Origin of the sequence: Rhodococcus sp. SB1D, assembly GCF_048573875.1 — a bacterium.
In the GTDB taxonomy this organism is placed as follows: Bacteria; Actinomycetota; Actinomycetes; order Mycobacteriales; family Mycobacteriaceae; genus Rhodococcus_F; species Rhodococcus_F qingshengii.
In genome coordinates this window covers 1-12,927 of the sequence record NZ_JBMAIQ010000025.1, presented here as the reverse complement: position 1 = coordinate 12,927, position 12,927 = coordinate 1, and the positions used below count along the sequence as shown (strand labels likewise).

The 12,927-nt window shown below is 60.3% G+C and carries 10 protein-coding genes and 1 pseudogene; 6 read left to right on the top strand and 5 right to left on the bottom strand.

What is annotated here, in order from left to right; translation table 11 throughout:
• The first annotated feature begins 70 nt into the window (after positions 1-70).
• The 4 genes from ACN50D_RS30630 to ACN50D_RS30615 all read left to right on the top strand — a co-directional run bounded on the left by ACN50D_RS30630 (position 71) and on the right by ACN50D_RS30615 (position 4,999).
• Positions 71-1,450, top strand: coding sequence for a flavin monoamine oxidase family protein (locus ACN50D_RS30630; RefSeq protein ID WP_212634145.1), 1,380 nt, complete (start codon positions 71-73; stop codon positions 1,448-1,450).
• 106 nt (positions 1,451-1,556) lie between these two features.
• Positions 1,557-2,537, top strand: coding sequence for an NAD(P)H-dependent flavin oxidoreductase (locus ACN50D_RS30625; RefSeq protein WP_212634146.1), 981 nt, complete (start codon positions 1,557-1,559; stop codon positions 2,535-2,537).
• A gap of 65 nt (positions 2,538-2,602) precedes the next feature.
• Positions 2,603-4,198 (top strand): AMP-binding protein, encoded by a 1,596-nt coding sequence (locus ACN50D_RS30620; RefSeq protein WP_212634147.1) that lies wholly within the window; start codon positions 2,603-2,605, stop codon positions 4,196-4,198.
• A gap of 9 nt (positions 4,199-4,207) precedes the next feature.
• Positions 4,208-4,999 (top strand): enoyl-CoA hydratase/isomerase family protein, encoded by a 792-nt coding sequence (locus ACN50D_RS30615; protein ID WP_212634148.1) that lies wholly within the window; start codon positions 4,208-4,210, stop codon positions 4,997-4,999.
• A gap of 220 nt (positions 5,000-5,219) precedes the next feature.
• Here ACN50D_RS30615 and ACN50D_RS30610 read toward each other — a convergent pair.
• Positions 5,220-5,834 (bottom strand): annotated as a pseudogene (locus tag ACN50D_RS30610) (PAS and ANTAR domain-containing protein).
• Between the two features lie 879 nt (positions 5,835-6,713).
• Between ACN50D_RS30610 and ACN50D_RS30605 the strand changes: the two are divergent.
• A complete protein-coding gene (locus tag ACN50D_RS30605) occupies positions 6,714-7,433 on the top strand; it encodes an Abi family protein (RefSeq protein WP_212634149.1) in 720 nt (239 codons plus the stop codon).
• A gap of 125 nt (positions 7,434-7,558) precedes the next feature.
• On the opposite strand, the gene ACN50D_RS30600 is transcribed toward ACN50D_RS30605, so the two are convergent.
• From ACN50D_RS30600 to ACN50D_RS30590, 3 genes are all read right to left on the bottom strand, one after another.
• A complete protein-coding gene (locus ACN50D_RS30600; protein ID WP_212634150.1) occupies positions 7,559-9,754 on the bottom strand; it encodes a P-loop NTPase fold protein in 2,196 nt (731 codons plus the stop codon).
• Between the two features lie 162 nt (positions 9,755-9,916).
• Positions 9,917-10,519, bottom strand: coding sequence for a hypothetical protein (locus tag ACN50D_RS30595; RefSeq protein WP_212634151.1), 603 nt, complete (start codon positions 10,517-10,519; stop codon positions 9,917-9,919).
• Between the two features lie 107 nt (positions 10,520-10,626).
• On the bottom strand, positions 10,627-11,394 hold the full coding sequence (locus ACN50D_RS30590) for a hypothetical protein (protein ID WP_212634152.1): 768 nt from the start codon (positions 11,392-11,394) through the stop codon (positions 10,627-10,629).
• Between the two features lie 72 nt (positions 11,395-11,466).
• Between ACN50D_RS30590 and ACN50D_RS30585 the strand changes: the two genes are divergently transcribed.
• On the top strand, positions 11,467-11,634 hold the full coding sequence (locus ACN50D_RS30585) for a hypothetical protein (protein WP_212634153.1): 168 nt from the start codon (positions 11,467-11,469) through the stop codon (positions 11,632-11,634).
• Between the two features lie 223 nt (positions 11,635-11,857).
• On the opposite strand, the gene ACN50D_RS30580 is transcribed toward ACN50D_RS30585, so the two are convergent.
• A complete protein-coding gene (locus ACN50D_RS30580; RefSeq protein WP_212634154.1) occupies positions 11,858-12,265 on the bottom strand; it encodes a hypothetical protein in 408 nt (135 codons plus the stop codon).
• Positions 12,266-12,927 lie beyond the last annotated feature (662 nt).

Below are 12,927 nucleotides of genomic sequence, written 5' to 3'. Positions count from 1 at the left end.
AGGGACTCGGTCTGGCCGACGGTCATTCACTAGGCCCGTCCAATTAACGATCCCGAGTCAGGAAACGAAAATGACAACACACGAAGAGACGACCGAGGTAGTCGTCGTCGGTGCCGGCATGTCCGGGCTCATGGCGGCCTCCACGCTGTCGCCGACGACCGAGGTGGTAGTGCTCGAATCCACCGATCGAACAGGCGGACGAGTCGAGACCATCCGGCAAGGCGACTACTGGATCAACCTCGGAACCCAATTCACCGAGGGCACAGGCACACTGATCGACGCCCTCGACCGACACGGCATCGAGATGGGATCGCTCGCAGGCAAGAGCGTCGCGCTGTTCCTGAATGGCGGGGTTGTCGACACTTCGAATCCCCTCGCGCTCATGTTCCGCACGCGAATGTCCATGATGGACCGTCTGGGCATGGCCATCGTCGGTGCACGCATCCTCGCTGTCGCACCGTTCCTGGAGTCTCAAAGCCGAATGGCGCACCGGGTTCGCGCACAACTCGACGCCAGACTGGCCTCATACCTACTCAAGGGCGTCCGGTCGGAATTGGCCGCCGCCGTCGTCCGGTCGTGGTCCGCGCAGTGGATGGGATGTGAGGTGGAGGAAACGGCGGCTACCCAATTCGTCACGTCGGTGGGCCTCGCGCTGGCCGACCCGGCCAAGATCCCGAACTTCTCACTGCCAGTGGGCGGCAACCAGACATTGACCGACGTCCTGGCTGAAGATCTCGGCGACCGGATCCGTCTGAACTCGCCGGTGCAGACCGTGCGGCAGGATCGTGGCGGCATAATCGTCGACTATCACGACGGCCAGCGACCGGTGCGACTGCGGGCGAAACGAGCGATCGTGACCACACCCGCCGACATCGCCGAGCGGATCATCCCGGACCTCCCACAGCGCAAGCGAAACGCGTTCAACGACATCACCTATGGCCGGTACGTGATAGTCGGATTCTTCACCGACGAAGTCGGGTCGCAGCGATGGGACGACTACTTTGCCGTGTCAACACCGCAACTGTCATTCCAGGCGATGTTCAATCACGCCGCGGCGATGCGTAGAGGTGACCACCGTACGCCAGGTGGAGCATTGGCCTGTTTCGCCGGCGGTGCCCAGGCTGACGCATTGTTCGACTTGTCCGACGAGGAGATCGTCACGCGATTCACGGCAGACCTGCTCGTAGTATTCCCCGAGCTGGACGGCAAGCTGGGGGAGGGGATCGTGCGTCGGCACCGCCGGGTCGTGCCCTTTTGGGCGCCCGGGCGAAGGAATTCGCTTCCGGCGTTGCGTGATCCACTACAAGCAATCCATCTGGCCGGCGACTACCAACTCGATCTGCCGTCCCTCGCAGACGCGGCCGCCTCTGGCGAGCGAGCTGCGAAAGCGGTACTGGCGAGTCTGAGTCGTCCAGATGAACAGGGTGCCCCGCACACTCGGAGCCGCTGAACAGCCCCGGCGCACAATGCGTCGATCTAGCAACCCAAACACCTCTGATAGTCGGCGGCGTCATGCAAGTGATGGTCGGCGGCGTCACCCAAGGACAAGGAATCTTATGTTCGCCAATGCCTTTACCGAGACCTTCGGGATCGAGCACCCCATAGTGTGCGGTGGCATGACCGCCGTCGGTACCGCAGACTTGATCAGCGCCGTCGCCAACGCCGGCGCTCTCGGATTCCTCACTGCACTCACCCAACCCACGCCCGAGGCGCTGGTCAAGGAGATCGCCCGCTGCCGCGACCTCACCGACAAACCGTTCGGTGTCAACCTCACGATCCTGCCGACCATCCAGCCGGTGCCTTACGAGGAATATCGCGACGCCATCATCGGCAGCGGCATCACCGTCGTCGAAACCGCCGGCGGAAACCCGGCGCCACATCTGCCTTCCTTCAAGGCAGCCGGTGTCAAGGTGATCCACAAGGCAGTCGCTGTCCGTCATGCGGTCAAAGCGGAGCGACTCGGCGTGGACGCGGTCAGCATCGACGGCTTCGAGTGCGCTGGCCACCCCGGAGAGGACGACGTCCCGGGCCTCGTGCTCATTCCCGCCGCGGCTCGGGCGCTGTCCATTCCGATTATCGCCAGCGGTGGAATCGCCACGGGAGCAGGGCTTGTCGCCGCACTCGCACTCGGTGCTTCCGCGGTCAATATGGGTACCCGCTTCATGGCGACCACCGAGGCGCCCATCCACCACAACGTCAAACGGCAGATCGTCGACAACACCGAACGAGACACGGTCATCGTCTTCCGCGAGTTTCACAATTCCGCCCGCGTTGCCCGAAACTCGGTCTCCGAAGAAATCGCCGCTCGCTCACTCCAGCCAGGTGCCACCTTCGATGACATCGCCCATTTGGCCAGCGGTGCTCGCGGCCGCGAACAGGTATACGGCAATGGCGACGTCGAAGGCGGCATGTGGTGGGCCAGCCAGGCACAAGGCCTGATCCATGACATCGACAGCTGTGGGGAAGTGGTGAGCTCGATCCTCACCGAAGCTCAGCAGATCATCACCGGGGCACTGCCTGATCAACTCCGCGGTTGAATCAACCCAGTAACCGGACCCCATCCCAATCTCCCACAGCTGCACCACTTTCAAGGAAGAGACCTGTGAGTTTCAAGAGCCCGTTCCCGGACGTCGAGATTCCGAACCTCAGTGTCTACGATTTCCTCTTCGCCCGAATCGACCCGGCCGATGAGGACCGACCCGCACTGATCGACGGCACCTCGGGCGCGATCACCAACTACCAATCCCTCATCGCCCAGATCGACAGCATCGCAGGGGCGTTAGCCGCGCGCGGGTTGGCCGCCGGCGAGGTGGTGGGGCTGCACTCGCCGAACGTGCCGGCGTTTGCATCGGTATTTCACGGAATTTTGCGGGCTGGGGGTGTCGCGACAACGATCAACGCCCTGTACACGGCGGAGGACATCGCCAAGCAACTCACCGACTCGAAGGCGAGGTTTCTGTTCACCGTCTCCGCGCTCCTACCGCAGGCGCAGGATGCGGCGGTAAGAGTCGAGATTCCGGCCGAGAACGTGATCGTCCTTGATGGTGCCGACGGCTACCAGTCGCTGGCGGACCTTCTCGCCGAGGGGCGCCCGGCGCCGGAGGTGTCGTTCGACCCGTCCACCCACCTCGCGGTACTGCCGTACTCGTCAGGGACCACGGGCAAGCCGAAGGGGGTGATGCTCACGCACCGGAACCTGGTTGCGAACGTGTGCCAGATCAATCCGCGGATGGGTATCGGCGCTGACGACAAACTTTTGGCAGTGCTGCCGTTCTTCCACATCTACGGGATGACGGTGCTTCTCAACGCCGCCCTCTACAACCAGGCCACCCTGGTGACGATGCCGAAGTTCGACCTCGCCGATTTCCTGAGCATCATCTCCGCCCAGAGGTGCACGTATCTGTTCATCGCCCCACCCGTCGCGGTGGCGCTGGCAAAGCATCCGCTGGTCGAGAACTACGACCTGTCAAGTGTGCATTCGATCTTCTCCGGCGCCGCGCCACTGGATCAGGCGCTGGGCAAGACGGTGGCGAATCGGCTGGGTTGCCGGGTCCGGCAGGGCTACGGGATGTCGGAGATGAGTCCGGTCTCGCATGCGATCCCGTTCGACCGGGATGACATTCCGTTGGATTCCGTGGGGCCCTCGGTCGCGAATATGGAGTGCAAGCTTGTCGATCCGTCCACCGGGAAGGAGGTCGCTTACCCGGCGGACGGAACGAGCGATCCGGGTGAGTTGTGGTGTGCGGGGCCGAACATCATGGTCGGTTACCTGGGCAATGAGGAGGCCACCGCAGAAACTCTGGACGCGGACGGGTTCCTGCATACCGGCGACATCGCCACCGTCGACGCGAACGGGGTGGTGACGATCGTGGACCGGATGAAAGAGTTGATCAAGTACAAGGGGTATCAGGTGCCGCCCGCCGAACTCGAGGCGCTCTTGCTCACCCACCCGCAGATCGCCGACGCCGCAGTCATCGGAGTACTCGACGACGAGGGAGAGGAGGTCCCGAAGGCGTTTGTCGTTGCCCAGCCCGGTGTCAATGATCTCGACGGTGCTGCGGTTATCGCCTACGTTGCCGACCGGGTTTCGCCGCACAAGAAGGTCCGCCGGGTCGAGTTCATCGACCTCGTTCCGAAGTCCGCTGCGGGCAAAATCCTCCGGAAAGATCTCCGGGACCGCGAAACTGCGACGAGATAGGAATTCGGCATGTCAAACTCTGAAATGTCCGTCACTGCCACTCTTGTCGACGGCGTGCTACACCTTCCTATCGCCACCGCGGCCGCAGGCACGTCGATGGATTTCACTCTGATTGCCCAGGCCACTGCGGCCCTGCATGGTCATGGCGCCGAGGTCGGCGCGGTTCTGCTGACAGGGACGGGTGCCAACTTCTGCGCAGGGGGCAACGTGCTCGACTTCGCAGCAGCCGATGACCGCGGGGCTTACCTCCACGAGAAGGCGACCGCGTTGCACGCATTCGTGGATGCCCTCACCACGAGCCCCGTCCCCGTGGTTGCAGCTGTCCAGGGATGGGCAGCCGGCGCCGGTATGAGTCTGGTCTGCGCGTCCGACATCGCCATCGGAGGGCCGTCGACCAGAATGCGTCCCGCATATCCCGGAATCGGTCTGAGTCCAGACGGAGGCATCACCTGGTCCTTGCCTCGCATCGTGGGGGCACGTCGAGCCAGAGAAATTCTTCTCTCCGACACGGTGGTCGACGCCGAGGAGGCTGCGCGCCTCGGTTTGCTCAGCCGCATCGTCCGTGACACCGACGTCCAGACCGAAGCTCTACGTGTCGCGCGCGGTTTCGTTGAAGGCCCTCGCGCGACCTACACGACGATACGACAACTTCTGACCCAGTCCCCCGACGCGACACTGACACAACAACTTGACGCCGAGCGGGACGGCATAGCCCGCGCAGCGAACAGCGCGACGGGCAGAGTAGGCGTCGACGCATTCGTGGCCAAAAAACGACCTGACTTCACAGGCGTCGGCCAGTAGCGAGTCGCTGGTCTCTCGCCACAACTCAACAACCACTGCCAGGGTCTAGTGGCCAGCGCGCAGCGACACGGTCGGTGCCCGTCTCGCGACACTTCGGCAAGTGGCCGTTCGAAGCGGCGTTTCTGGGCGTAGGAGCGGTACGGGCGGTACGAAACTCCCGGGGTCTGGATGTTCCCACGGCGGGGAGGTTCGGGTCTTGGCCCGACGTTGCAGCGTCGTGTCAGGTGGTGTGGAGTAGGAGATGATCGAAGTGTGTGCGTACCGCGGTGGGTATGTCGAGGTCGGTGGTTACTCGGGTGAGGAGTCCTTCGGTGATGTCGCGGAGTTTGGTGTTGGTGTGTTGGGAGTGCCAGACGAGGACGTCGAAGGCGCGGTCGGCGGGGATGCGGTAGATGAGCATGAGCATGCCTTTGGCTTGTTCGATCGCTCCGCGGGAGGTGGTGAGGTCGGCGACGACGTCGTCGACTGCTTCGGTGACGGTGGTGTCGATGGTGTCGGTGATGTCGATGTAGAAGCCGGAGCTGCCGATGACCTAACCGTGCTCGTCGAGGACGCGGTCGCCGACGACGACGACCGAGCGGGTGTGCCCTTTGGTGTCGATGATGCGGTGGCGGCTGCTGAATGCTCCGCCGGAGGTGCGGATCGTGTGCAAGGTGTGGGCGACGTGGGCTCTGTCGTCGGGGTGCTTGTGGGAGAGAAGCAGTTCGGTGGTCGGGGTGATGGTGGCGGGGTCGTATCCGTGCATGCGGGCGACGGTGTCGGACCATTCCCATCGGTCGCCGTGGCGGTGGTAGAGGAATCCTCCGACTCGGTGTGGGGCACCGGCTTTCGCGATCGGCTCTAATGTTCTGTTGTCCTCTGTCGGCACTCGTACGCCCTTCCGATCTTGCGTGTTTTCCGCGTGCTTGTTCGATGAAGTTATATCGGATCGGGCGGGTGGCGGCGACGCGTGGTTCCAGTCAGGGAGAGGTAATAAGCGAGGGCGACAGGGCGATCGTTATCGTCGGGGCGTGGGGTGTGTCCGGCCGGTCGAGCGGGGGAGGGACGGAAGCGCGTGAGTGTTGGTGTGTGCCGCGAACGGTTTTTGAGGGAGTTGGGGCAGCTGTGTGGGCGGTTTCCCGAGGATGCGGTGTTGATCGGTTCGTACGAGGCGGTCGTGGATTGCGGCGATGATGTGGTGTTCGGTTTGTTGATCGGGTTGGTGGGCCCGGCTGCTCCGGTGTGTGCTGATGAGTTGTGGGAGTGTGTGAGCGGGTTTCTTCGTGACCAGAGGCGGGTGGAGTTGTTCGGCGAACCGATCCAGCTGAGAAGACCTGCGCGGGGGCGTTGTTCGCGGTACACGCCTCCGCCGGTGCGTCCGGTGATTCGGCAATGAGCCAGGGGGGCCGAACCCTTTGCCCACAGGTGAGCTCGTGCGTGCCTCCCAGTCATTGCGACCAGAATGGGCTGGGTCGAGACGTATCGCCCGCTTGCCATTTTGCCTGTATCCGCCCGCAGCAGGGTGACTCTGTAGGTTTTCATATGGTTAAAGGAACCGCACCCGTCCTAATGTTGGCGATGCCTTGCTGGTGAAACGGCTACCCGCGGCAGGTTCAGGGGTACGGTTGACATCGTTCCCGTCTGCTTGCCATACTTGTAACCGCAAGCCCTTGGGCATACCGGCCGTTCGCGGTGCTGGACCCCAGGGGCATTTTTTTACCGATAGGGTCATCGGGTGTCGGATCCCGCAGTGCTCGACCTTCAGCGCCTTGTGAGTCCCGCCAAGTTTGCCCCTTACCTTGCGCATTCCAGTTCTCCAGAGCAGGCCAAACGCTTGTACCTGTGGAACGTTGAATTGTCCGAGTGCTTCCTGGGGCCGATTGCGATGGTCGAAGTGGCGATGCGTAATCTTATGAACAACGCCTTCTGTGATCACTTCCAGGTTTCGCAAACGACTGGATGGCATACTCTGGCTTTAGGTGAGAATCCTCGAATTCACCTGTTGCCAAGGCATTTGGATCGACTCAACCGTTCGGTAGACAAGTTGAAGCGCAATGGTATCTCCCCAACCGGCGATGATGTCGTTGGTGCCACAACGCTCGGACTGTGGGTGTCGATGGCCGACAAAGGTATTGCGCGAGTAGATGGCGGGCGCTTGGACTATTACCAGCGTCTGTGGCTTCCTTTTCTGCACAAGGCCTTTCCTGGGTATCCCGACCCGCGTAGGCCTGGACCTGTGCGTGATGCCCTGAGTAAATTCGACAGGTTGCGCAATCGAGTTGCACACCACGAACGCATCTACAACATGGACGCCGGCCACCAAATCCGCAACATCATCACTCTCGCCGCCTGGCTTGATAGTGATCTGGGGCGATACATCGAGCAGTCCCACTCCGTACACGAGTGCATCGCTGCCAAGGCGGATGCGTTGAGCAACGGGGACTGCCGGCTTTGAGCGTGTACGGAGTGGGCGAAGGTATGGTCGCACGGAGTGCCGAAGGGTCGGTCCGACTCTGGAGCTCCAGGAAAGGCGGCTCATCCGCCTGACTTCGACGGGATGGTCGTGAGGGGGAACTGCCTCTAGTCGGTGGGGCGTGCGCTCATCATTGAGCGAATAGTCTGTGACGCTAACGCCTTACAGGTTTCCAGGGTGTGTTCGGTTTCGTCGGGTTCGGTGTCGGGAGGTTCCGGGAAGTCGGGCAGGCTCCACTGTTCTCGGGGGATGACGTAGGTGAATAGTTCTGTTTCGAGTTCGCGGAGTTTTCGCACTGTCCGGTGTCCGTTGTTGACGAGCGCGACGGATACAAACCGCGCGGCGATGTCGGATTGGGTGCGGGATCCGTCGTTGAGTAGCTTCTCTGTCGCCTGGCGTATTTTCGTCCATGATTGTTCGTCGAGGTATCGCGCGTAGTCGAGGGTTGAGGTGCTGACTCGTTCGTCTGGAGATCGATCGTTCGTGAGGTCGTTCAGGACGGCCTCGATCATGGCTTCGTCGACAGAACGGAATACTTCCCGGACCCGGGCGTGGTCGACGAAGTTCTCTTCCGCGGGGCTGTGCCCTACTTCAAGGACAGCGTTGAGTCCGAATTCTTTGCAGAACGCGTCGACGATTTCTTGTGCAGCTTCTGCTGTCTGTGCGTCGGTGATAGCTTTTCCGAGCAGTAGGTAGATCAGAGTGTGCCAACGGCTGAATATGCCCCGCTCCGTGTCTAACCATTCTGCAGCGATCTTGTGCGCTGCACTTATGCAGTTCTCGGCGGTGGCGGAGCGGATCTCGTCCACCTGATCGAATACTTTTTGGAAGACCTGAAAGTTCATGTCGGGATCTGTGATGGCGGTCTGGATGACGGAGGGCTGCGGCCACTGGCCTGAGGAAAGCAGGATGGAGAAATCGGCCCGTACGGATGCGTTGGAGACGTCGCCTTCCGGCATTCCGAAGGCGAAGTACCGATGGAAGTATGCGGGAAGGCGTACACCTAGCGGGGCCTCGGATGGCAAGACATATAGCCCGGTGAGGTGCGGTAGGGCAGGGAAGAGGCCGCGAAGGACACGGTAAAGCTCGCGGACGAGCGGTGCGTCGGGTTTGAGGTGCACGACGTCAGCGATTCGCACCAGCCATTCCTCAGCCGTAGGTTCCTTCGTGTTGTTGGAGAAGTAGATGTGTGTTCGGGTGAGCGTTGAATGCCAGCGAGGCAACTTGCGGTACAGATCGGGATGGTGCAGACGCAGATAGGTGATAATCGTTGCGTCGGTGAGATCGATTTCTTTACCTCCTATCAGGGAAAGCATGACGTCTACCTGGTTGCACAGGCGGTAGATACGTCGGAGCGTGAGGCCTTCTTCCTCAGGGATGATGCGATACACCATCTCGGCTGGATCAGAATCTTGTTGTGGCGGAGTGAAATAGCTGATTCCGTGCGATCGCGCGATCGCTTTCAGTTGTCGACGTAGTTCAGTGGTGAGATGCGATTTACGCAGGGGCGGCAGCTCGAATGGGTATTGGACGATTTTTTCGAGGTAATCCCGGGCTCGATCAGGGTCGTTGTTGGCTAGATCGGTTCGGGTGAGAACATCGACGACAGTTTTCTCGTCGTAGGAGAGCAGGTAATGGACGTGCGGAAACCGCCCGAGTAGACGGACGGTTTTCATCACTGCCAGTAACTCGTCTGCGTGAAGGCGGTCGACATCGTCGACGACTACCAAGACGTTCTTTCCTACTTGCGAGATGGCGTCCGAGATTGCTTCGAACCGCTTGGTGAAGGGATCGGAACGGGGGGTGAAACTGTGACCGCCGGCCTGTTCGGCTGCTGCGTCGACCGCAGCCTCGGTGATGTCCTTGACCGCGCCGTCGCCGAGGTGCTTTTCGACGAAGGCAACGCCGGCTGCCTTGATGACAGCAATGGTTGTGGGTGCAGCTGCCGAGAGCAACGTGCGGGCCTTCTGCCCCGCTACGTTGGCAGGCATCGCCGACGCGACGGCGTTGTAGAACTCATCGGCCAAGGTGACGGTGTTCGAGGCAGACCAGGGGGTGAATGCCGTAACAGACCACTCAACGCTGTGTTCTGTTTCCAACACCTCGGTGATCATGTTGATTACCGACGATTTCCCCGCTCCCCAGGACCCAGTCAGCCCGAAAACGACACTTGGCCCCCCACCAGCGGTGTGGATACGCTCGGCGATTCTGCGCGAATAGGCCTTGCGATCGAGGCGATCCTCGCTCATCGAGGTGATCTCGACATCTACGCCCGCGACGGCCGGGTCGGTTCCAGTCTGCATCAGACAATGATCGCGGATGAGGAGATTGTGCGGCACCAGTGGTCATGATGTGAAGGACGACAGGCCGCTGTGCTGTCTGTTCGACGCCTGCCTCGTTCACGTCGTGCTCGTCCTGGCGGCCGACCGATCCGGGTTTCCTTATGTAAGAACGGGTCTGATGGGTCATTCGGTCTCGCTGTCGGGTTGGGTGATGCCAGGGAGAGTCCACTCGGCGAGCATCGGACGTTCTGGGTCTCGCAGCAGTTGGGGCAGAAAGACATTGAAATATGCACTATCGCTAGGTATGAGCTCGACTTCGAAGTTCGCCGCTGTTCCGGCATTCAAGGCAGCGATGGCATCAGCTCCGTTTACTGCGCGAGCTGAAGGGTGAAAGATCACGGCGGTTCCAAGATCGAGGGTGCGGTTGCCGAGTTGGAACGAATAATTGATCGACGCCTGGATAACCGACAGTTCGTTCAGGCGTTGACGTGTTTCGGGGGAATCGACGCCTGACAGGGTCCAGATGAGCGCGGGTGCTTGGATCGATTGGGTCACGTCTCCGCCGATCATGATGCGCGCAATGCGGAGATTGATGCGGTCTTCGACGCTGAACTCGACAGGTAGGTGGAAGCTGGTGTGCAGGTGACGCTGGACGACGTCGAGGTCGTAGGCACAGTTGTAGATGATGTCGAGATCGTCGTCTTCTTTGCGTTCAGGATGCGGATCAACTGAGAACGACATCAGCTGATCACCGTTGACGAAGACCTTGCACACCGCTTCGTCCATGTGGAACAGCCGCACCAGCTCAATGACCCCGACTGCATTTCTCGGCAGGATCTTGGTGAGCGTATAGGAGATATCGCTGCTTCCCTTCTGCCCTCGTTCTAGTGGGATCAAAAATTCGCAGGTGAGGTGGTCGTAGAATTTGGCGCGCAGTGCGTATCCGTCGGTACCTCTGTCCGCGTAGATGACTGTGCCCTGTGGGAAGCCTGAATGGTGCCTCCGCTGTCGGAGAACTGAATTGTCACGGGGGTGCCAACGGCTGCTGAGATACCCAGTCCCCGGAGCACTACTTCGACCTCGTTGTGGGTACCGCGGATCAGTTCGGGTCCGTCGATGTTGACCTGCCGTATCACCTCCGCAGGGAGGACCACATCGCCGGATGCGCCGAAACGTAGGCTGCGCTCGAGTTGGGTGCGTACGGCTTCGTGTTCAGGGCTAAATCCCAGATCAAGCGAAGTGGTGATCGGTGAAACGTGGGCAGCAGAGGGGTGGAGGGGCCTGACGGTCACCGTCGTGCGATTGCCGTGGCGGGTGAAGTCGTAGCCCCAGTGCGGGTCGGTCGAATCAGCAAGGTTCCCGAGATCAGTGAGTCTGCGGTGCAGGTCTTGTGCTCCACCTGTTAGGGTCTCGGTTTCAAGTCTGTACGCTTCGACATCACCTCTCAAAAGATTGCGTGCAAGGTACCGATAGATACCGGGGTCGTCGATTGCCATATCGTCGAGTTCGGTGATTCCAACTATGCCAACAGCAGGCGGGGTAATTCTTTCCTTCTCGAGGATTCGGTGACTCTCAAGCGCAAGGACGAATTCTCGTTCGCCCTTGGTCAGCTTTGCCGGCACGACAAGAAACCACTCTGCCGGAGCCGGGAGGAGCGTCATTGCTGTGACGAAGGAATTTGAGATCTGTCGTTGCCGCGTGCGCTTGAGATTTCCACTGAAACCGTCCGGGAAATGTTTGATCTGGTAAATGCTTCTGCGCTGGTCCGGGTGTTGAACTTCGACGTCTATTCCACCGTCACCGCCGCGCCCGTCAGGACAGATGACGGTGGCTCCGGCGTTCTCCCATCTGCGGCGGAGCATCACTTCGACGATCCGCTCGAACTTCTCACGGCCGAGTGAAGGCCAATCGATGGATCCTGTCACTCCGGTCATGACTACTCCTCTTCTCTTTCAAAAGGTCCAGTTGCTGCAGTGGGGGATACGGGTCGGGCCGGTAGGTGAGTGGAGTTGATGCTCGACCTGGCGATTTCCCTCATTTGATTCCGATGCACTCGTCGAACAATTGGAGGAGAAATCTTTGCTGCAGTTGAGTTCTCGCCAGCTGAGTATCTGATATTGCCGATCAGTCCTCGGCGCGTCGTAGATGTTCGGGTTTGAATTCAGCCACGTACAGTGCCCCTAGATCTTTCCAGTCGTCGGCTGAAGCGCGTTCGTCCGCGTGACAGTCGAGGCACTCATCGACTGTCCATTCGCTTAGAAGGACATAGGGTTCAGACCATTGTCCGCGGCGCCATGCAGCGCGGACACTCCGTCGACCCTCAGATTTTCCGACTCCGATCCAGAACTGATTGCCGGGATCGAAGCCGGTAATGCTGGGAAAATGTGCTGTGCGGGACCAGTTCCTCCATGCATGATTGAATCCAAGCTCGAACTCGACTTTTGCGCTGGTTACCGCCGTAACACCCTGCGCGAGGACACCCAGCGCCATGCCCTCTACAACGTGCTTTACTTGCTGATCCTTTGTCGTCATCGTCGAAGCATAATGTTGGCGCAAGCCTCCGATAGACGCATAGTCCCATAGATGCCCGGCGCGTATCGACGACGATGTCGGCTTTGAGGCGGGTAACCGTAAGCCGGACCTCGGGTTGCGTACGTGACGGCAATAGATTGGGAAGCCAGACTAAGCCGCCCATGTCGAAGTAAGCGGCCGGCGGCGCGGTGTTCGTGCTCGGTGGTGTGGGGGGAGTGGTGCCGGGTCGGGCGGGGGTGTTGTGTGGCTCGTTTTTGGGTGTTTTGAATGTTGTTGTGTTTCAGTGTGTTTCGGTATTCGGTTGGTGTTGGGTGCGTTTCGTGGGTTGTGCACGATGGTGTTTTTGTAAACGTCTAATATTGTTGTGGTGGTGATGGTTTCGGTGTTTTATGTTTTCGGGTTGTTTTTGCGGTTGGGTGGGTGTGGTGTATGATTGGGAGCATGATGATGACGAGGCAGTGGACGCGAGACGGGGCGCTTTTCGTGACCCTTCCCCTCCTCCCCAGCCTCGTTCGGGTATCGGGTACCGGTTCAGACGTTGCGATGAATTTGATTGGTGAGAACCAAGATTCGGAATTCAGAGGAGCGAAGCGACTCGATCGACGGCAACGGCACTCGACCCACTGCGAGCCGCGCAGCGGCTCCCTGGCGGGGAGCGCAGC